We start from the raw sequence: 19,578 nt of genomic DNA on the forward strand, positions 1-19,578 counted from the left end.
CGGCTTGCAGAGGCTTAGACAGTAATATGAGCACCACTGTCAGAGCGGCTATCAGCGCAGTTATGATGAGCTGTCCAGAGCGTAGCATCGGATTAATTCAGTCTCTTGTTTGCGCAATATGTAATTTGAATATATGAATTTTGCAAGTCAAGATGGGGTTCCCGATGTTCGATGTAACTTTTGCCGGCGCAGCCCTCGCAGGGCTGCTGTCCTTCCTCTCGCCCTGTATCCTGCCGATCGTGCCGTTCTATCTGAGTTATCTCGGAGGTGTAAGTATGAACCAAGTTTCGGCAGAGGCAAAGCTTAGCGGGGCGGTGCGTATCCGGGCAATGCTGTCGGCGATCGCGTTTGCGCTAGGCGTTATCACCGTGTTTGTCGCGCTTGGTGCCACTGCCACTGCTTTCGGGCAGGTGGTGCGCGAATATTTCGATATCCTGCGCTGGGTGGCCGCGGCAATCATCATCGCGATGGGATTGCATTTTCTGAACGTGATTCGCATCGGCTTCCTGTATCGCCAATTCCGGGCCGACGCCGGCGAGACCTCTAACATGAGCATGGTAGGGGCTTACGTGATTGGACTGGCCTTCGCGTTTGGCTGGACACCCTGTGTCGGGCCGGTGCTGGCCGCGATCCTGTTTACCGCCGCAGGACAGGAAACCACCATGACCGGTGCGATGCTGCTCTTCGTTTATGGCCTTGGCATGACGCTGCCCTTCATAGTTGCGGCCGCATTCATCGGGCCGTTTATGCGCTGGATGACGCGGTTTCGCCGCCATCTTCCAAAAATTGAAAAGGCGATGGGTTTGTTGCTGGTCGCTTTTGGCGTTCTTATCGCAACCGATTCAATAGGTCTTATCGCGTTCTGGCTTTTGGAGACCTTTCCGATCTTCATGCGACTCGGCTGAATCCCGTGCTGTGTTGATGTGGGGCCAAGCTTGCCGTCGCCTGTAGGGACTTTTGGCTTTTGCCGCCGAGCGGGCGCATCAGGCTATACAAGGCGACATCGGGTCGGGCGAGGCGATTAGGGCCGATTGGCGTTCTTGAAACCGACTGAATCTGATAGCGAAACTCGTAGCGAGAAGTGGCGCGTCGGTTGGGGATTCTTTTCACCCTGAGATTTTCATGTCCGAGCAAGCGGGTAAGAATCGGCGGGCGGAAAACAGCGCCGTCGCGGAGGTGCCGGGCGTCATCGGCGCAGACACAACGCCCGGCAGATCACATATCGCGCCGAAAATGACCATTTTCCTAATAATATTAAGGGATTTTGGTGTCATGATAGATTACAATAGGGCGCGCGACACCCGGCGGGATGGCCAGAGGCATAGACTAATTCGCAGACGTGAATTTGAGCTTGCTTTAAGTATTCTTTGTGGCCTACGGTATACCGCAGCGATCGGAGGCACGTGGACAGCGATCGGTGGCACGTGGAAGAGAGGCATGAAAATGCGAGGGATTATGAGGCTAAGTATTGTTTCAGTGGTGAGCGTCTTGCTCGGCACGGGCATCGCCAGCGCCGAATCTGTCGACCCGACAGAGGTGCAATACGACGAGTACGGTGCCGTCGAGGCATCGCTTTCGGGCGTGCCCGGTGATCCAGCAAGCGGCGCCGAAATCATGAAGTCCAGAGCCAAGGGCAACTGCATCGCCTGTCACGAAGTAGAGGTACTTAAAGACGCGCCGTTTCACGGAGAAGTGGGGCCGGCGCTGAATGGTGTCGGGTCGCGTTGGAGCGAGGCTGAAATGCGCGGAATCGTGGCCAATGCGAAAATGACCTATGACGGCACGATGATGCCGGCTTTCTACAAGACCGAAGGCTTCATCCGGCCCGGCGACGGCTATACTGGCAAAGCCGGCAAAGAGCCTCTGCCGCCGATCCTGTCGGCGCAGGAAATCGAGGATGTTGTCGCGTTTCTGATGACGCTGAAAGAGGAATAGGCACCGCCACATAAGGCCGGTGCCACAAATGAGACCAAGGAGACCATCATGGACATTACACGACGCGAAACGCTTGCGCTGGCCGCCGGCGCTGCGCTTCTAACCGTGCTGCCGTTCCGCGCATCAGCGTCGATTGACGATCTGATAAATGAATTCACCGGCGGCGCCGAAATCGGCGAGGGCGGCTTAGAGTTGACCGCCCCAGAAATTGCCGAAAATGGTAATACTGTGCCAATCGAAGTTTCGGCCCCCGGCGCAACGGCGATCGAAGTTTACGCTGCAGGCAACCCAACACCGCCGGTCGCGACCTTCAATTTCGGCCCGTTGGCCGCGCGCCAGTCGGCCTCGACCCGGATCCGCCTTTCCGGTACGCAGGATGTGATTGCCGTGGCCAAAATGGCCGATGGTAGCTTCGTGCGCGCCACCAAAGAAGTAAAAGTCACGATTGGCGGCTGCGGCGGCTAATCCAGACACGAGGAAAACCACAATGACTACAGTTGTAAGACCCCGCGTACGGGTACCCGGCTCGGCAAGTGCAGGCGATGCTGTTACGATCAAGACCCTGATCAGCCACAAGATGGAATCGGGTCAGCGCAAGGATAGCGACGGCAATATTATCCCGCGTTCGATCATCAATCGCTTCACCTGCGACTTCAACGGCGAGAACGTGATCGACGTCACTCTCGAGCCGGCGATTTCGACCAACCCCTATTTCGAGTTTGAAGCCACAGTGCCGGAATCGGGTGAGTTCCAGTTCACCTGGTACGATGATGACGGGTCGGTCTACGAAGACACCAAATCGATCACGGTTGAGTGACGACAACTGCCACCCCGGTGCTCGTGCGCGACAGTCGCTTACAGTGCCGGGGTGGCACGCCCTTTTGAAATCGTTTTGGGGCAGGCAATCTTGAGCGAGGCATGACATGATGAAGAAAGTACTGACGGTTAGTTCTGCACTACTGATGTCTACCGTACCGGCGCTCGCCCGAGGACCGGATGACAACACTCTGGTCGTAAATGGCGAAATCGAGATGGTTACGAAGACCGAAGCGCCGGCGCATTTGGACGGGGTGCTGCCCGAGATCATTTCGGGTTGGCATTACCGTTCGGAAGAAACGCAACAGTTGCAATCAGACGATTTTGAAAACCCCAGCATGATCTTTGTCGATGATGCCGAGGAGGCGTGGAACACGGTCGAGGGGAGCTCCGGAAACTCCTGCGCTTCGTGTCATGAGGATGCCGCCGAGAGCATGGTCGGTGTCTCTGCCACCTATCCGAAATGGAACGAGGAAGCAGGGCAGGTTTACACATTGCAAAATCAGGTCAATGCCTGTCGCACAGAGCGCATGGGGGCCGAGCCTTGGGCTTACGATGCCGGCCCTGCGTTGAATATGGAAGCGCTGATTGCCAGCCATTCGCGCGGCATGCCGGTCAATGTAGCGATCGACGGACCCGCCGCCGAGACTTGGGAGCAGGGCCGCGAGATCTATTACACTCGCTATGGGCAGCTTGAACTTGCTTGCTCCAACTGCCACGAAAATAACAACGGTAACCACATCCGCGCCGACCACCTGAGTCAGGGCCACATCAACGGCTTTCCGACCTACCGTCTGCGCAACGCTGCGCTAATCGGCACACAGAGCCGGTTCCGCGGCTGCATCCGCGACACCCGCGCTGAAACCTTCGCAACGGGTTCACCCGAACTCGTGGCGCTGGAACTCTACGTGCGCTCACGCGGCAACGGTCTGTCGGTCGAAGGTCCGGCGGTTCGTAACTAACCAAACAGTCCCGCGCCGATGTAAGGCGCGGGGTTTTTCGCAACCCACGCATTCACATATGCGTATGTATTGAATCTAAGATAGAAAGAGAGCCAGAGATGATCTCCCGCCGCGATTTTCTTCAGGTTTCCATGGCAGCCTCGGCGCTAGTTGGCGCATCGGGCTTTGGCAACTGGTCCCGACTGGCCGCGCAGCAGCGGCTGACGCAGGATCAGCTGCTGGAGTTTGACAGCTTTGGCAATGTGACTCTAATCCATATGTGCGACCTGCACGCACAGCTCAAGCCGATCTGGTTCCGTGAGCCGGAAATTAACCTAGGGGTCGGTGAGAACAAGGGCCTTGTGCCCCATATTACCGGCGCAGATTTCCGCCGCCTGTACGGAATCGAAGACGGCAGCCCCAGCCATTACGCATTGACCTACAATGATTTCTCGGCTCTGGCGCATAGCTATGGCAAGATGGGCGGGCTGGATCGAGTGTCCACTGTCGTCAAGGCGATCCGCGCTGAACGCCCCGGTGCGTTGCTGCTCGACGCCGGCGATACATGGCACGGCTCCTACGGCTGTTATCACACGCAAGGGCAGGATGTGGTCAACGCGATGAACCTGCTGGAGCCAGACGCGATGACCTTCCATTGGGAGTTCACCCTCGGCTCCGAGCGGTTGCGCGAACTCGTCAATGGTCTGCCGTTCGCAGCGCTGGGGCAAAACATTTTTGACGCTGAGTGGGACGAGCCGACCGAGGAATTCCCGCCCTATACGTTCTTTGAGCGTGGCGGTGCCAAGATCGCGGTCATCGGTCAGGCGTTCCCCTATATGCCGATCGCGAACCCCGGCTGGATGTTCCCGGAATACAGCTTTGGTATCCGCGACCAGCGCATGCAGGAAATGGTCGACGAGGTGCGCGCTAAGGGTGCCGACGTCGTGGTTTGCCTAAGCCACAACGGCTTTGACGTGGACCGCAAGATGGCGGGCGTTGTGAACGGCATTGACGTGATCCTGTCGGGCCACACCCACGATGCGCTGCCCGAGCCGGTGATCGTGAACGATACGGTGATCGTGGCCTCGGGCTCGAACGGCAAGTTCATCTCTCGGGTCGATCTCGACGTACAGAACGGACAGATGCTGGGCTTCCGGCACAAATTGATCCCGATCTTCTCGGATGTGATCGAAGCCGATCCAGAGATGGCCGCCCAGATCGACGCAGACCGCGCGCCATACGAGGACAAACTGACTGAAGTCATCGGCCAGAGTGAGGATCTGCTTTATCGTCGCGGTAACTTCAACGGCACTTGGGACGACCTGATTTGTCAGGCGCTCCTATCCGAACGCGATGCCGAGATCGCCATGTCGCCCGGCGTGCGTTGGGGGCCGTCGATCCTGCCTGGTGCAGACATCACCCGCGAGGACATCTGGAACGTCACTTCGATGACATATCCCAAAGCCTACCGGACTGAAATGACCGGCGAATATATCAAGGTCGTGATGGAAGATGTGGCCGATAACCTGTTCAACCCTGATCCTTACTATCAGCAGGGCGGCGACATGGTGCGGGTTGGCGGCATGGGCTACCGGATTGACGTCTCGAAGCCTCAAGGCGAGCGGATCAGCAATCTCACACTGCTGGCCACAGGCGAAGCGATTGATCCAGAGCGCAGCTATGTGGTCGCCGGTTGGGCCTCGGTCAACGAGGGCACGGAAGGCCCCGATATCTGGGATGTGGTCGAGGCGCATATCGCCAAACAGGGCACCGTGAGCACCCCGCCTAACACCAGCGTCGAAGTCGTCGGCGCATAACTAACACTTGTAAATGAGGAGCCTGAACATGTCTGACACGTTCAAGGGTAAAGGCGCATCGCGCCGCGCGTTCCTGCGCGGTAGCGTCGCCGCCGTAGCCGGCGCGGCAGCCGCCGGAAGCGCACGGGCGGCAACGCCCGATCCGCTGATCACCGAGGTCCAGGATTGGGCCAGCGGCTTTGGCGCGCCGGTTGACGACGCGCCCTATGGTCTGCCGATCCGCTTCGAGAGCGATGTGGTGCGCCGCAATGTGCCCTGGCTGACGGCGGATACGATCTCGTCGATCAACTTTACGCCGATTCACGCGCTGGACGGCACGATCACCCCGCAAGGCTGTGCCTTCGAGCGGCACCATTCCGGTGCCATTGAGCTCAAAAAGGAAGATTACCGCCTGATGATCAACGGGCTCGTCGATACGCCGCTGGTCTTTACCTACGAGGATCTCGAACGGTTCCCGCGGGAAAATCACGTCTATTTCTGCGAATGCGCCGCGAACTCCGGCATGGAGTGGGCAGGCGCACAGCTAAACGGCGCCCAATTCACTCACGGGATGATCCACAACATGGAATATTCCGGTATTCCGTTGCGCACGCTGCTGGAAGAAGCAGGTCTCGGGGCGGCGGGTGATCTGTCCGACAAATGGGTCTATGTCGAAGGCGCTGATGCGTCGTCGAATGGCCGCTCAATCCCGATGGAAAAGGCACTCGACGACGTGCTGGTTGCGTTCAAGGCGAACGGCGAAGCGCTGCGTATGGAACATGGCTATCCCGTGCGGCTGGTGGTGCCGGGTTGGGAAGGCAACATGTGGCTCAAGTGGCTGCGTCGCATCGAAGTGATGGACGGGCCGGTTGAGGCACGCGAGGAAACCTCGAAATATACCGACCTGTTGGCAGACGGTGTTGCGCGCAAGTGGACCTGGGTGATGGATGCGAAATCGATCATCACCGCGCCCAGCCCGCAAATGCCGATAAACCACGGCCCGGGTGCCTTGGTAATCACCGGTCTGGCATGGAGCGGCCACGGGCGCATTACGCGCGTGGATGTTTCGAAGGACGGTGGCAAGACTTGGGAGACCGCGCGTCTGGCCCGCGAGAGTGAGACCAAGGCGCTGACCCGCTTTTATCTCGACACCGAATGGGATGGCTCGGAGATGCTTTTGCAGTCGCGCGCCATTGACGAGACCGGTTATGTCCAGCCGACCAAAGCGCAACTGCGCGAAATTCGCGGTCTGAACTCCATCTATCACAACAACGCCATCCAGACATGGCACGTGGATTCCAATGGTGAGGCGGAAAATGTCGAAGTATCTTAACCTGAGCGCGGCGGCGCTCATCCTCTCGGGCCTCACTGCGCCGGCGCTGGCCGACGGCTTCGGGCTGGGGCGTGAGGCGCTGCCCGAAGAAGTCGCGGCGTGGGATGTTGCTGTGCGCCCAGACGGCACCGGCTTGCCTGAAGGATCGGGCGATGTGTGGACCGGCGAAGAAGTGTTTACCGATTACTGTGCAGCCTGTCACGGTGACTTTGCCGAAGGGGTCGACAACTGGCCGCAACTGGCGGGTGGGCGAAACACGCTGACCGACGATCGTCCGGTGAAGACGGTGGGCTCCTACTGGCCCTATCTGTCGACCGTGTGGGACTATGTGAACCGCTCGATGCCATTTGGCGCGGCGCAGACCCTGAGCGCCGACGAGGTCTACGCAATCACCGCCTATATCCTTTATTCCAACGACATCGTGGGTGATGATTTCGTGCTCAGCCACGAGAATTTCCTTGATGTGGAAATGCCCAATGCTGACGGGTTCATCGTCGACGATCGGCCCGAAACGGAATACCCGTTGTTTAGCACCGAGCCGTGCATGGAGAACTGCAAGGAGAGCGTGGAAATCACCATGCGAGCCAGCATTCTTGACGTGACGCCGGATGAGGGCAATGAGGACGCGGCGCAAGACGAAGCACAGGACGAAGCCGCTGCAGCACCCGCTGCGGACGAAACCACGACCGCAGCGCTTGACGCTGCATTGGTGGCCGAGGGTGAGAACGTGTTCCGCCAGTGCCGCGCCTGTCACCAGGTGGGCGACGGCGCCAAGAACCGGGTTGGCCCGATGCTAAACGGTATCGTCGGTGCCCCTGTGGGCGCGGTTGACGGCTTCAACTATTCCAAAGCCATGGCTGAAGCCGGGCAAAATGGGATGGTCTGGACGGAAGATGAGCTGAAACTTTTCCTGGCTAATCCTCGCGAACATATGAAGGGAACAAAGATGTCCTTCGCCGGATTGCGCAAGGACGATGATCTCGCCGCAATGGTCGAGTATTTGAAATCTTTCCCAGCAGAATGATCAAGCGCGCGCCGGCCCATGCTGGCGCGCGGCTCCGGTTTCTGGCAAGCTATGCGCCATCGCTATTGCCAATGAAGGAGTTACGCCTCTCATGAAAAAACTATTTGGTCCCGTCATCGCGTTGTGTATCGCTGCGGCGCCTGCGCTCGCAGAGGATCAGGTCATCACGCGAAGCTATGACGGTAGCTATGAAGACGCGCTTTTCAGCCTTGAGAATGCGATCGTCAACCGGGGCTTGGTGATTGATCATCGCAGCAGCGTCGGTGACATGTTGGAGCGTACCCGTGCCGATATCGGCGGCGAAAAAATCTTCGACTCAGCAGATGTTTTCCTGTTTTGCTCGGCGCAGATCTCGCGTCAGGTGATGGAGACCGACCCGGCGAATATCGCCTATTGCCCTTACGGAATCTTTGTGACGAACCGTGACGGTGAGATCGAAATCGGCTATCGCAGTTACCCTGATGAATCCATGGACGCAGTTGAAGAGCTGCTTGATGAGATCGTCGCGGACGCGACCGCGTTTTAAGAGCCTGCACAGCATCGGCCCATTTGCGCTTGATACAGGCTCAAAACGACTGGGACCAAGGTTTCCAACAGCCATCTGGCATCCAGCATTGGTCCGGTGGACTTTGCGGTTATCCATAAAGGTTTGCGGGCTCTTGTTCGGCACTGCGAGCAAGCTCCGACAAAATTGGCGAGGCTTTTCCCGCCTCGCCAATTAGCGCTTTTCTCGGGCTGCGTTGCTGCGGTGTGGCCGCGATAAACCGCCCAGAACTTACCTGAAATATTTTCCGCACCACCCGCTTTTTTTTGGGGGTGAGGAAGCGGGACGAGGGGTCTCGGTCTTGCCAGCGACAAGCTCCGGATATTCAGCCCGGATTTATCGGATGATGAGGCAAGACCAATATGCTTTAGCAAGGAAGTTCAGGGCAGTAGCACGGCTATAGGACGTGTTGCCCCGACATTTCCGTTCAATCAGCGGCGCTTGCCGTCACTCCCATTCCATTTGCTCGTAAACGCGGCCCGCGTTCTTGGTGGCCAGTTCATCGAAGGTATCGAGCAGGGTATAGGGCGATTGATCGACGTAGTAGGCGTCGGTTAGGTCACCGCCCGCGTCGATATGTTCGCGGATCTGGCCGCGCAGATATTCGAGATAGCCCTTAGTGTATTTGCGCACCTGCGCCATGTTGGTTGGATGGCCATGGCCGGGGATCACATAGGTCGCGCCGAGCGGTTCGAAAGCGTTGTCCCAAGTCTCCAGCCAATCCGCAGTGTTGGTATTCTCGAAGATTGGCAGCATCCGTTCGTGAAACGCCATGTCTCCGGAGATCACCAGCGATTGCTTGGGCAGCCAGATAACGATGTCACCGGGGCTATGCGCGGGGCCGAGATGGCGCGCTTCGATTCGGTAATCACCCAGTTCGATGATGTATTCATCCTCAAAGGTCTCGGTCGGCAGGACCAGTTCGGTGCCTTCGCCCCGCTCTTTGTTGAGCCGCATCATATCGGCGAGCGATTGCGGCCCGTAGTTTTCGAATTCACGCGCGGCATCCACATGGGCGATGATCGGCACGCTCTGTTCAGCCCAATAGCCATTCCCGAGGGCGGCATGGCCTTGTCCGTTTTCATTGAAAACCGCGACAACCGGCTCGTCGGTGACGGCACGGATCTCTTCGTGCAGTGCTTGCGCCAGCCCATAGGCCCCGCCGGCATTTACAACTACCACGCCCTCGCCGGTGACGATGAAGCTCAGGTTGTTGTTGTGGCCTGCGTTTTCATATGTGGGCGCTGCGGTGGCGCCGATAGCGGACCAGACGCCGGGAATGAACTCAACCGGCTTGGAATAAAGCAGCGAGCCGGGATATTGATCGGCAATCTTCTCACTGGCTGCGGCGGGCAGGGCGAGAAGAGCGAGCGCAAAAGCGAGACGTAACATCAGATTTCCTCCGGAACAAAAATATAACCAGCACCATGTTTTTCGGCACGGCCGAGTCCGCCGGGCAGGTGGAACCCGATAAGGCGCATTTTCTCGGCGCTGATTTGATCAAAGAGACGCAGACGCGTGGCAATACCGGTTTCAGGATCTTGGTCGGCGCTTGAAGGCCAGTCCGGATGATCAAAGGCCAGATGATGATTGCCGATGGCATCGCCCACCACAAGCAGCGTTTCGCTACCTTGGTTAACCGCAAAGGCCATGTGCCCCGGTGTATGGCCGAAGCTGGCCAAGGCTGTGACGCCGGGCAGGATGTTTTCGCCGTCTTTGATCGGGGTCATGCGGTCGGCGATCGCTTCGAGTCGTCGCTTGGCCCCTATTGCAAAGGATTGCCGCTCGGCACCAATAGTGTCGACAGTATCGTCCGCGAGCCAGTAATCGCGCTCCTTAGTGCCGATATAATACTCTGCGTTGGAAAACAGTGGTTCGTCAAAATCGTCCAGCAGGCCCCAGATATGGTCAGGATGTCCATGAGTGATCACAACGTCGGTGATATCTTCAGGCGCGAGGCCTAAAGCGTCGAGCGCTGCGTCAAGCTTTCCGGCGCTGGGTTGAAAGTCGGGGCCAGCACCTGCGTCGAACAGAACCACATGATCGCCGTGGCGCAGAAGCGTCAGATTGCATTCTGGAGTCAGCGTTTCATCAGAGAGACCGTGTTTCGCGATGATCGGGGCGACATCCTGCGAGGGCAGGGCGCCGAAGGTGAGATCAACCGGGAGGGTCAAGTGCCCGTCACTGAGGGTGTCCACCCGCATTTCGCCCAAAGCCAGACTTGACCAGACAGGGCCGGCGCTGGCCAGCCCGGCGGCAGCACCCAGCCCGGTAAGTAGCTCCCTACGTGTCAGCACCATCCCGTGCCCTCCATTTCACAATATCGTATGCGAATATGTAGGAGTAGGGCGTGAATGGCAAGCTGCTCATGATGGCTTTGGGCTGTCGTTTAGCGGCAGGACGGCGGACGGCAGACAGGGCTAAAACATTGCTCGGACACCGCGCGATTGGCTTGGAAGGCTGCAAAAGGACGGTTCTGAAAAGAGGGCCCGAATTGCTGCCGGGCCCTGCACTAAATCACTTCGGAACTTCAAGGTTTGATATAGGTATAGCCTTGGGCTTGCAGATGAGCGAGTTCGGCCACCCCTGACGGGACGATATCGGATTCCCAGACATCATAAAGGTCTTCGTCAAAGCTGATATCTCGACCCTCAAGCGTGTTGTTACAAACCTCAAAGGCGACGCCCTGTGATTTCAATGAGCCGACGATAGTTTGCAAAGTATCGTCTTCGTTAGCGTTCATTAATAGGTTCACACCATTACCATGCAGCACCACCTTTAGATCAAGGTTGTCGGCACCAACCGCGTTGATATGGTTTTGTATATTGCGCATGGCGCTCTTGTAACCGGTCGACTGATCCCCGCCTTTGTCATTGATATGATATACAACTTTCTGTGTGCCATAGCCTTCCGCCACGACGTCACTGGCCGAGATAAATGAAAACGCAATCGTAGCGCTAAGCGCCACAATGAGCATGTGCAGACGAGTCAATTTTGTTTCTCCCTTAAATATCGTCGGCGTTTGTCCTATGCCGACACCCTCATCTTACATACAAGATGGTGAATGAAAACGTAAATGCGTATATGTGAATGCGAAGGCGCGACCTATTCACCTGTCGCGGTCGGAGTCTTGGCGAAGGCTCAAGACCGCTGCAGAGTGCGTTAAACCTGAAAGCGCGCGACGAAGACTTGCAACCATGCGGCGTGCTGCAGGTGAAGCGATGGCAGCCTGGTGCTGCCAAATATCAGTCGCGCCGGTCCTGGCTGCCAATAACACCGCAATTATTTGGTTTTTCCGGGACGATTAAGCGTGACTTCGTAACTCGGCTCGGGCCGCGTGAATAATTATTCGCCATTGCGGATCGATTCCAACATGACCGCATGCTGGCGCACAGCCATCAACGGTGTTTTTGATTTTGGTGTTTTGGCGCCGCTAAACGTGATCCGGCCCAAACATCGGTCCAGATCATCGAAGGACATCGGGAGCAATACTGGCTGCGCTGTCCTGTTGGGCGTAAAGTTTAGCAAATACTGTTATTGAGTTTCAGCAGTCATCGGGCGCTGCGTGTCAGCTTGTTGGCCGATCCAGCGCCCGCCTTGTGAGCGATTGGGCCGAGAACGGCGTTGACGTGTTAGAATATCACATCTATACGGCTGGCGACGGTTTTCCGATATCGGAATGAAAAGGGAATGCAGTGCGGGCGAAAAGTCCTATGCTGTAGCTGCCCCCGCAACTGTAGGCGGATAGTCTTTGCCAGAGGCCACTGGGGCGATCCCGGGAAGGCGGCAAAAGGCGCTGATCCGCGAGCCAGGAGACCTGCCGTCAGCCGTTGTCACACGTGAACACATTGGGCGGGGTGTCCGATGCGGTAACCATCGGCCCATCTGCAAGGGGTGGCGAATGGCGCGTTTACGGTGACGGTGAAGTTATCGCTGGAGCCACATTCGTGCGCAAACCGTTCCACTCTCCGCCCCCACGTCGTGACGTGTCGGAAATTCTATTTGTTCTTGCCTCCATCTCAAACCACCGCCGGAACGCGGCCCTGATTGCCTTAGCGAGTATCATCGCTTCGCCTTTAGCCGCGCAGCCGTCGGAAAGTAAGGATGCCAATGCAATCTGGCTGGGCACCATCACGCTAGATGGGGCTTCGGTCGGCTCGGGCCTTGATCTGCAGACACCGTCAAATGCGGGTAGCCGGTTGGATTTGACACCCTTTGAAACCCCTGCCAGCGTGCAAGTGATCGACAGCGAGACAATCCGCCAACGCGCCCAGCGCGACGTCAATCAGGCTATTGTTCAAAACAGCACAGGTATCAGCTTTCACGGCTCGCCGGGCAATGGTGGCACATCGTTCAGCATGCGCGGTTTCACCGGACACGGTTCGGTGACCCGGCTTTATGATGGCACAAGGCTGTATCCCGGTTCTGGCACCGTTACCTTTCCCTTCGACAGTTGGAGTGTCGATCGCATCGAAATTCTGAATGGCCCCGCCTCGGTGTTGTATGGCGAGGGCGGTGTTGGCGGTGCGATCAACATCATCCCCAAGAAGCCACTGACCGATTACAGCCGCAACGAGATCCGCACGACGCTTGGCACCGACGGCCAGCGCGGCGTGGCATTCGGCAGCGCCGGACCGCTTAACGAGGCGCTCGCCTATAGTTTTGATATCAGTGGCAATGCTTCGGACGGATGGCTGGATCGCAACCCCACATCAAGCCTGTCGTTCTCCGGCGCGCTGCGTTGGCAGTTGACCGACGATCTGTCGCTCACCTTGTCACATGCTTACAGCGACAATCAGCCCGGCACCTATTTCGGCACGCCACTGGTGGATGGCAAGCTCGACACGCGGGTGCGCTATCGCAATTACAACGTTGCGGATGATCTGGTGCGCTTCAAGGATGGCTATACCCAGCTGCAGGCCGAATGGAGGCCTGCTGACAATATCACCTTGAAAAGCAACACTTATTACCTGACCAGCGACCGCAATTGGCGCAACGTTGAAGGCTACAAGTTCAACACTGAATCTGGCAAGGTGGACCGCAGTGTCTACATCGCGATCAACCATGATCTGGAACAGGTCGGTCATCGCACCGATGCCACGATCACGACCACGCCGGGCGGGATGGAAAACACCACGACCATCGGTTTCGATGTGAACCGGATCAGTTTCAAGAACACCAATAATTCGCCCTATGAAGGTTATTCGGAGGTTGATTTCCTGAACCCAGAGCCGGGGGTTTTTGGCCCTCATACGCTGACAACCAACACCGATACGACCACAAACCAATATGCATTATTTGTGGATAACCGGCTGAAAGTGAACGATCAATGGGCGGTGGTCGGCGGTCTGCGTTATGATCATTTGCGCGTCAGCCGTGTCGCTCCGGCCTTTACCACAGATTTTGATTCCCTCAGTTGGCGCCTCGGGCTGGTTTATAATCCGGTCCCGGATGTTGCGCTCTACGCGCAATATTCACGCGCCGCCGAGCCGATCGGCAATATGCTGTCGCTGCGTGACGACTATAAAGATCTGAAGCTGACCACGGCGCGTCAAGCAGAGGTCGGCGTGAAATTCGCCTTCCTTGACGGCCGCGCCGACGCGACCCTTGCGGCTTATCGCATTGTCAAAAACGATCTGCTGGCGCGCGATCCCGATGACCGAAGCGTCACCAATCAAATCGGCCAGCAAAGCTCAAAAGGACTCGAGGCTGCCATCGGTCTGGAGGTGACGCCGAGCCTGCGCATCGATATGAACGGGGCGTTGGTGTCCCCCCGTTATGATGATTATATCCAGTCTGAAACAACCGACTATTCGGGCAGGCGCCCGGCCAATACGCCGCGCCGGGTTGCCAATATCTGGGGGTCTTGGGGCTTTGCCGAGGGCTGGACGGCGCGGGCAGGGGCGCATTACGTGGCCGAGGCTTACACCAGCGACAATAACTTAACGACCCGCCCGTCTTACACGCTGGTCAACGCCGGGCTCCAATGGGCTCCGCGCGAAAATATGACGCTCGATCTGAATATCTACAATCTCACCGATCGAATCTATGCCAGTTCGGGCGGCGCGACCCAATGGTTGCTCGGCGCGCCGCGCAGTGCCTCGCTCGACCTTCATATCCGGTTTTAACATGGCGCTGGATCTGCAGGTGCGCGACCTGTCTTGGGGGCCGCGCCCAGACCGGCGGATCATCGAAGCGATCAGCTTTGATGTCCCGGCCGGATCGACCACGGTGATTGTCGGCCCGAATGGGGCCGGCAAATCCACGCTGCTGCGCAGTATCTACCGGCAAAACCGCCCCACCACCGGGAAGGTACTGGTCGGCGGGCGCAATATTTGGCGGCTCTCCATGCGTGATGTCTCGCGCCTGATCGCGGCAGTACTGCAAGAGGTTGCGCCGGATTTCTCCTTTACCGTGCGTGAAGTCGTTGCAATGGGCCGCATCCCCTATTGCCGGGGGCTTTTTGCGCACGGCAGGGCCAATGAGCAGATCATCGAAAAAGCATTGGCCGACTTTCGACTTATTGAGTTCGCAAACCGTTCCTTTAGCAGGCTTTCAGGCGGTGAAAAGCAGCGGGCATTGCTGGCGCGCGCGATCGTGCAAGAGCCCCAACTGCTGATTTTGGATGAGCCGACCAACCATCTGGATATCCGCCACCAGCTAGAAATCATCGAAATGCTGAAACGTCTGAACCTGACGGTTCTGATCACGCTGCATGATCTGAATTTGGCCGCGTCTCTTGCGGATCAGGTGCTGGTCATGCGTCAGGGTCGGATCTGCGCAATTGGCCCGCCACTGGCCACATTGACGGCGCAGACCATTCGCTCGGCTTTTGATGTCGAAGCCCATATCGACCACCATCCCCGCACCGGAAAGCCGCGCCTGTCCTTTGATCTGTCTCCTTGAAAGCTTTGCAATGAATTATCTGGTTTTACTGCTTTCCACCGCCGTCCTGTTTCTGGCGGCACAGCCTTCTTTGGTTAACGCCTTTCCACTCACAGTCATCAGCTGCGACCGTGAGATGACCATGGTCTCCCCACCAGAGCGCGCGATCGCCCATGGTTCTAATCTGGTCGAAATCATGATGGCCCTGGGGCTGGAAGATCGGATGCTGGGCTATACTGGGCGCATTAACATCGACGAAACGGAAGGGCTGTATCCAGGCGTAACACAACTGCGCCAGCTTCAGCGCGACACGCCCAATCTGGAAATGATTTTGGATGCCGAGAGCGACTTTTATTTTGCCGGTTGGAGCTATGGTATGCGCGTCGGCGGAGAGGTCACGCCAGACAGCCTCGCCCGCTATGATGTCCCGGTCTATGAACTGTCAGAATCCTGTATCAGGCTGGGCCAGAAAAATGGCGCAAGCTTCGATTACCTGTACCGCGACCTCGAAAATTTGGCAGCAATATTCGGCGTCCCCAACCGCGCTGAGGCCTTGATTTCGGACTATCGCAATCGGCTTGAGAAGGTGCTGGCACAGGTCGCTCAGCGCGAGCATTGGCCACGTATTTTTGTCTATGATTCCGGAGAAAAGGTTCCGTTCACGGCCGGCGGATTTGCCATGCCGCAGGCGATTATCACAGCTGCCGGGGGCGAAAATATCGCCGCAGATATCGACAACAGTTGGGTGCGCATCGATTGGGAAACCGTGGCTGCACGCGACCCGGAGGTGGTTGTGATTGTCGATTACGGTGCGATTACCGCTGCAGAAAAAATTACATATATTAAAGAACACGCAGCCCTTTCTCATATTTCCGCCGTGAGAAATGACCGTTTTTTGGTCCTAAGTTATAGTGATCTGACGCCCGGGCCTCGCAATATTGATGCGGTTGAGCGATTAGCTGATTTTCTGATTGCGGGCTGAACGGGAGGTGAGGGCATTGTCGAGCTGGCGTTTTATCGTGATCTGTATAATCGGCGTCGTTCTCTGCCTGTTATCGATCACGCTGTCGGTTAGTATCGGCTCGACCAAGATCCCTGTTCGTACGGTCTGGTCTATTGTGCTGCATAAACTATCCCTGACTTCGGTTTCGCCGGATTGGGGTTTGGGGCGCGAAAACATCGTGTGGAATCTGCGACTGCCCCGCGCGCTGTTGGCCGCATTGGTCGGGGCGGGCCTTGGGGTCGCGGGTGGCGTGATGCAAAGCGTGACCAGAAATCCTCTTGCTGACCCGCACTTGTTGGGGGTCTCGGCCGGAGCAGGATTTGGCGCCAATCTGGCCATCCTGTTGGTCGGAAATTTATTAGGTGTGTTGACGGTACCGCTGTTTGCCTTCGCAGGCGCGCTGGCGGCTACTTTTGTCGTTGTTTTGGTGGCGGGATTCAGCGCCAGCATAGGGCCCACGCGGCTGGTGCTGGCGGGGCTGGCGGTGTCCTTTGTTATAGCGGCTGGCAGCAATGTGCTGATCATGCTGGCGGATCCGCGTGCGATCAGTTCGGTAGTGTTTTGGATGTTAGGGAGCTTCGGTTTCGCGCAATGGAACAATCTTTTGATTCCAGCCGTCGCCTTGCTGTTCAGCCTAATCGTTTTTTTCCGTTATTCGCAGCAGCTCAATGCCTTGGCGATGGGCGACGAGAGCGCGGCCACGCTGGGGATAAATGTCCGCCGTCTGCGGGTTCTGATCCTCACCGTCAGCGCCCTTCTGACGGGGGTCTTGGTGGCCTTTTCCGGTATGATTGGTTTTGTCGGCCTGATGATGCCACATATCGCGCGGTTGCTGATCGGTGGGGACAATGGCCGGGTGCTTCCAGCCAGTGCTTTGCTGGGTGCAATCTTCCTTGTGCTGTCAGACGTTGCTGCGCGAAGATTGACAGCCCCAAACGACATGCCCATCGGCGTGGTAACCGGATTGATCGGGGGGCTCTTCTTTATAGCTCTGCTGACCCGGTACCGCGAGTAGCAAAAGCGATCACGGCAGCGGGCAAATCCGATTGAACGCAATATGCCCTAAGCTGCCAAAAACCACTCGGCGAATCGGGGGAGCAGCACAAATATCGGCCCGTTCTGCAGCGCAACGGCTTGTTATATGGCGGTTGTTTCCGTTGCTGCAGAGCCTCGATCCACGAAACGTGCAAAAGCCGCCAAGGTTTCCTCGCTGACGTGGTGCTCGATGCCTTCGGTATCGGCTTCGGCGATGTCCGGGTCAACGCCGAGCGCAATCAGAAAATCACGCACCAGAACATGTCGGCGGCGCGATTCCTGGGCGATTGTGCGGCCTTTTTCCGTCAGCACGAGTGGCTGATAAGGCGCGTCTTCGATCAGGCCATCGCCGACCAGACGCTGTACGCGGTTGGTGACCGTTGCGTTTGACACTCCGAACCGCTCGGCCAGATGGCTGGTGCGCACATCATCTTGGACCCGCGCCAGCTCGGCAATCATTTCCACATAATCCTCAACGATCTCGCGACGGTGGGCGTCGCGCACCCGTTTGAAGTTATGCGCGTGTTTTTCAGCGGACGGAACATCCGGGTAAGGGCAGGGGGGATGGGGTTTGGTCTCCATGCAGACATCCTACCCATTAGACCGTGCGGATACAATATTTAGCTTCAGCTAAGAATCTGATTGACTCATTTAGCCGAGGCTAAATATATTGCCCGTGGGCTCGACGAGATCGGGTCAGAACGGATCAGGTAAAGGAGTGGTTCATGTCCGATCTACGCCAGGCCGCACCCCCACAGGTTGCGGATTTTCAAACAACATATGCGACCGATCGGAATTGGCAGCATCTTATGCGCACCGCAAATACTGCCTATCAATGCGGTGATCAGGTTGCCGCCCTCGGCTATTATCGAAACGCTCTGCAAGAGGCGGAACGATTGATTGCATGTGCGGAACGTTGCAACGGCCCTGAAGCCGCGGCGATGATTCTGGTGATCTCGCACCACAATATTGCCCAATTGGCTGCTGAATCGGGTCATTGGGATCTTGTCCGGCAGCATTATCAAGAGCCCTTCGACCGTTTGCTGGCCTTGGCAAGCCTCCCCACGACTCCGAACCAGTTGCGGCAAGCCTGCGTTGAGAACCTCAAACAGGCCACCATCGCATTGGCCACACATCTGCAGACTAGCGGCGCTCCCGGTGAAGCCGTTGCTCGGGTAATCAATAGGGCGCGCTGCGTGGTGTCCGCTCCATCCGACAGATCCGAAAGGCCCGCTCCGGCCAGACCACGTTTCTCATAATCCTAACCATCTGCTCAAAGAAGGAAGTTAAATGTTTTCGCTCCCCGAATTGCCCTACGCCATGGATGCGTTGGCACCCTCGATGTCTGCCGAGACGCTGGAGTTTCATTTCGGCAAACATCACAAGGCCTATGTCGACAAGCTGAATGAACTGATTTCTGGCACCCCGCTTGAGGGGCTTCCATTGGAAGATGTGATCCGTAAATCCGCTGACGATCCGGCACTTGCACAATTGTTCAATCAGGCGGGTCAGCATTGGAATCACACCCATTTTTGGATGGGGATGCGCCCCGGCGGAGGTGGTGCCATGCCCGGGCATTTGGAAAAGCGCCTCATCACGGATTTCGGCTCCATCGAGGCGTTCCGCGCGGAATTCGCGCAGGCCTGTCTGACGCAGTTCGGATCGGGATGGGGCTGGCTGGTTTTTGACGGCGACAAGCTGTCTGTCACCAAGACGCCGAATGCGGAAACGCCGATCACCGAGGGTCATGCCGCGCTACTGACCTGTGATGTGTGGGAGCACTCTTATTACATCGATCACCGCAACCAGCGCCCGAAATATGTTGAGACCTTCCTGAATGATTTGGTCGACTGGCAAGTGGTTGCTGACCGATTAGAGGCCGTGACCGGGTGAGCCGGAGGCCATTATTTTAAGCATTCAAGTCAACGCCGGGACGATCTGATCGTCGGGAAGATTGTCCCGCCGTTGGCACCGCCCCCACAGCGGGGGCATGCCGGAATGGGTTTAGCCCAGCGCCACAATCGGGAACACGATTGTTCATTCACGAAAAACCATCCACTACACCCCGCTGAGTTGATCGCGGTCTCCTCTGGCGCGTGGGACGGCGTAGGCTTTCCGGTGTCAACTGCCCCAGTGCGCAAGCATCCATTTTCAAAGTTCACCGAACTTGTAGGCGGCCGAGCGCTCGTAGAGGGAAACGACCCTTCCCGAGAATATTCATTTTGGCCGCGATGGCAGGGTTATGGAAATCCGTTTCCGGCATATA

At 57.3% G+C, this 19,578-nt stretch carries 19 protein-coding genes and 1 riboswitch; of the genes, 15 read left to right on the forward strand and 4 right to left on the reverse strand.

The features are described from left to right. Nucleotides 1-164: 164 nt before the first annotated feature. The 9 genes from JAO82_RS09305 (at nt 165) to JAO82_RS09345 (ending at nt 8,371) form a co-directional block, all read left to right on the forward strand. A complete protein-coding gene (locus JAO82_RS09305) occupies nt 165-905 on the forward strand; it encodes a cytochrome c biogenesis CcdA family protein (protein ID WP_198686100.1) in 741 nt (246 codons plus the stop codon). Between the two features lie 550 nt (nt 906-1,455). After that, on the forward strand, nt 1,456-1,935 hold the full coding sequence (gene soxX / locus JAO82_RS09310) for a sulfur oxidation c-type cytochrome SoxX (RefSeq protein ID WP_198686101.1): 480 nt from the start codon (nt 1,456-1,458) through the stop codon (nt 1,933-1,935). A 48-nt stretch (nt 1,936-1,983) separates the two neighbouring features. Next, on the forward strand, nt 1,984-2,400 hold the full coding sequence (soxY, locus tag JAO82_RS09315; RefSeq protein WP_198686102.1) for a thiosulfate oxidation carrier protein SoxY: 417 nt from the start codon (nt 1,984-1,986) through the stop codon (nt 2,398-2,400). A 22-nt stretch (nt 2,401-2,422) separates the two neighbouring features. Continuing rightward, nucleotides 2,423-2,752 (forward strand): thiosulfate oxidation carrier complex protein SoxZ, encoded by a 330-nt coding sequence (gene soxZ / locus JAO82_RS09320; protein ID WP_198686103.1) that lies wholly within the window; start codon nt 2,423-2,425, stop codon nt 2,750-2,752. 106 nt (nt 2,753-2,858) lie between these two features. Next, nucleotides 2,859-3,713, forward strand: a complete 855-nt coding sequence (soxA, locus tag JAO82_RS09325; RefSeq protein ID WP_198686104.1) for a sulfur oxidation c-type cytochrome SoxA — start codon at nt 2,859-2,861, stop codon at nt 3,711-3,713. A 98-nt stretch (nt 3,714-3,811) separates the two neighbouring features. Then, nucleotides 3,812-5,509, forward strand: coding sequence for a thiosulfohydrolase SoxB (gene soxB, locus JAO82_RS09330; RefSeq protein WP_198686105.1), 1,698 nt, complete (start codon nt 3,812-3,814; stop codon nt 5,507-5,509). Between the two features lie 28 nt (nt 5,510-5,537). Beyond that, a complete protein-coding gene (gene soxC / locus JAO82_RS09335) occupies nt 5,538-6,821 on the forward strand; it encodes a sulfite dehydrogenase (protein ID WP_198686106.1) in 1,284 nt (427 codons plus the stop codon). Beyond that, complete coding sequence (locus JAO82_RS09340) at nt 6,805-7,845, forward strand: c-type cytochrome (RefSeq protein ID WP_198686107.1); 1,041 nt, start codon at nt 6,805-6,807, stop codon at nt 7,843-7,845. The genes soxC and JAO82_RS09340 overlap by 17 nt, the downstream gene beginning before the upstream one ends. Nucleotides 7,846-7,936: 91 nt before the next feature. Further along, nucleotides 7,937-8,371, forward strand: coding sequence for a DUF302 domain-containing protein (locus JAO82_RS09345; protein WP_198686108.1), 435 nt, complete (start codon nt 7,937-7,939; stop codon nt 8,369-8,371). Nucleotides 8,372-8,836: 465 nt separating this feature from the next. Here the strand turns inward: JAO82_RS09345 and JAO82_RS09350 are convergent, their stop codons facing one another. The 3 genes from JAO82_RS09350 to JAO82_RS09360 all read right to left on the reverse strand — a co-directional run bounded on the left by JAO82_RS09350 (nt 8,837) and on the right by JAO82_RS09360 (nt 11,381). After that, on the reverse strand, nt 8,837-9,781 hold the full coding sequence (locus JAO82_RS09350; protein WP_198686109.1) for an MBL fold metallo-hydrolase: 945 nt from the start codon (nt 9,779-9,781) through the stop codon (nt 8,837-8,839). Continuing rightward, nucleotides 9,781-10,689, reverse strand: a complete 909-nt coding sequence (locus JAO82_RS09355) for an MBL fold metallo-hydrolase (protein WP_198686110.1) — start codon at nt 10,687-10,689, stop codon at nt 9,781-9,783. The genes JAO82_RS09350 and JAO82_RS09355 overlap by 1 nt, the downstream gene beginning before the upstream one ends. A 230-nt stretch (nt 10,690-10,919) precedes the next feature. Then, nucleotides 10,920-11,381 carry a DsrE family protein gene (locus JAO82_RS09360; protein WP_232897317.1) on the reverse strand — a complete coding sequence of 154 codons (462 nt, stop codon included), beginning with the start codon at nt 11,379-11,381 and terminating at the stop codon, nt 10,920-10,922. 652 nt (nt 11,382-12,033) lie between these two features. Further along, a riboswitch (cobalamin riboswitch) is annotated at nt 12,034-12,228 on the forward strand. Here JAO82_RS09360 and JAO82_RS09365 point away from each other — a divergent pair. The 4 genes from JAO82_RS09365 to JAO82_RS09380 are packed head-to-tail and all read left to right on the forward strand — an operon-like array spanning nt 12,229 to nt 17,292. Then, nucleotides 12,229-14,517 carry a TonB-dependent receptor gene (locus JAO82_RS09365; RefSeq protein ID WP_332872512.1) on the forward strand — a complete coding sequence of 763 codons (2,289 nt, stop codon included), beginning with the start codon at nt 12,229-12,231 and terminating at the stop codon, nt 14,515-14,517. It abuts the riboswitch before it with no gap. Between the two features lies 1 nt (nt 14,518). Further along, a complete protein-coding gene (locus JAO82_RS09370; protein ID WP_198686111.1) occupies nt 14,519-15,295 on the forward strand; it encodes an ABC transporter ATP-binding protein in 777 nt (258 codons plus the stop codon). 10 nt (nt 15,296-15,305) lie between these two features. Further along, nucleotides 15,306-16,256, forward strand: coding sequence for an ABC transporter substrate-binding protein (locus JAO82_RS09375; RefSeq protein WP_198686112.1), 951 nt, complete (start codon nt 15,306-15,308; stop codon nt 16,254-16,256). Between the two features lie 7 nt (nt 16,257-16,263). Further along, complete coding sequence (locus JAO82_RS09380) at nt 16,264-17,292, forward strand: FecCD family ABC transporter permease (RefSeq protein WP_408635524.1); 1,029 nt, start codon at nt 16,264-16,266, stop codon at nt 17,290-17,292. A 122-nt stretch (nt 17,293-17,414) separates the two neighbouring features. On the opposite strand, the gene mntR is transcribed toward JAO82_RS09380, so the two are convergent. Further along, on the reverse strand, nt 17,415-17,894 hold the full coding sequence (gene mntR / locus JAO82_RS09385; protein WP_198686113.1) for a manganese-binding transcriptional regulator MntR: 480 nt from the start codon (nt 17,892-17,894) through the stop codon (nt 17,415-17,417). A 143-nt stretch (nt 17,895-18,037) separates the two neighbouring features. Between mntR and JAO82_RS09390 the strand changes: the two genes are divergently transcribed. Then, nucleotides 18,038-18,571 carry a DUF2753 family protein gene (locus JAO82_RS09390; RefSeq protein ID WP_198686114.1) on the forward strand — a complete coding sequence of 178 codons (534 nt, stop codon included), beginning with the start codon at nt 18,038-18,040 and terminating at the stop codon, nt 18,569-18,571. Nucleotides 18,572-18,602: 31 nt separating this feature from the next. Next, a complete protein-coding gene (locus JAO82_RS09395) occupies nt 18,603-19,205 on the forward strand; it encodes a superoxide dismutase (protein ID WP_198686115.1) in 603 nt (200 codons plus the stop codon). Nucleotides 19,206-19,578: the final 373 nt, after the last annotated feature.

It is taken from the genome of Pontibaca salina (assembly GCF_016307205.1).
Lineage (GTDB): Bacteria > Pseudomonadota > Alphaproteobacteria > Rhodobacterales > Rhodobacteraceae > Pontibaca > Pontibaca salina.

Coding starts and splice junctions, on each gene's coding strand:
- JAO82_RS09345 (WP_198686108.1), top strand. CDS start 7,937: ATGAAAAAACTATTTGGTCCCGTCATCGCGTTGTGTATCGCTGCGGCG.
- JAO82_RS09390 (WP_198686114.1), top strand. CDS start 18,038: ATGTCCGATCTACGCCAGGCCGCACCCCCACAGGTTGCGGATTTTCAA.
- soxB (WP_198686105.1), top strand. CDS start 3,812: ATGATCTCCCGCCGCGATTTTCTTCAGGTTTCCATGGCAGCCTCGGCG.
- JAO82_RS09375 (WP_198686112.1), top strand. CDS start 15,306: ATGAATTATCTGGTTTTACTGCTTTCCACCGCCGTCCTGTTTCTGGCG.
- JAO82_RS09395 (WP_198686115.1), top strand. CDS start 18,603: ATGTTTTCGCTCCCCGAATTGCCCTACGCCATGGATGCGTTGGCACCC.
- JAO82_RS09355 (WP_198686110.1), bottom strand. CDS start 10,689: ATGGTGCTGACACGTAGGGAGCTACTTACCGGGCTGGGTGCTGCCGCC.
- JAO82_RS09340 (WP_198686107.1), top strand. CDS start 6,805: ATGTCGAAGTATCTTAACCTGAGCGCGGCGGCGCTCATCCTCTCGGGC.
- JAO82_RS09370 (WP_198686111.1), top strand. CDS start 14,519: ATGGCGCTGGATCTGCAGGTGCGCGACCTGTCTTGGGGGCCGCGCCCA.
- soxC (WP_198686106.1), top strand. CDS start 5,538: ATGTCTGACACGTTCAAGGGTAAAGGCGCATCGCGCCGCGCGTTCCTG.
- soxA (WP_198686104.1), top strand. CDS start 2,859: ATGATGAAGAAAGTACTGACGGTTAGTTCTGCACTACTGATGTCTACC.
- JAO82_RS09350 (WP_198686109.1), bottom strand. CDS start 9,781: ATGTTACGTCTCGCTTTTGCGCTCGCTCTTCTCGCCCTGCCCGCCGCA.
- soxZ (WP_198686103.1), top strand. CDS start 2,423: ATGACTACAGTTGTAAGACCCCGCGTACGGGTACCCGGCTCGGCAAGT.
- JAO82_RS09305 (WP_198686100.1), top strand. CDS start 165: ATGTTCGATGTAACTTTTGCCGGCGCAGCCCTCGCAGGGCTGCTGTCC.
- soxX (WP_198686101.1), top strand. CDS start 1,456: ATGAGGCTAAGTATTGTTTCAGTGGTGAGCGTCTTGCTCGGCACGGGC.
- soxY (WP_198686102.1), top strand. CDS start 1,984: ATGGACATTACACGACGCGAAACGCTTGCGCTGGCCGCCGGCGCTGCG.
- mntR (WP_198686113.1), bottom strand. CDS start 17,894: ATGGAGACCAAACCCCATCCCCCCTGCCCTTACCCGGATGTTCCGTCC.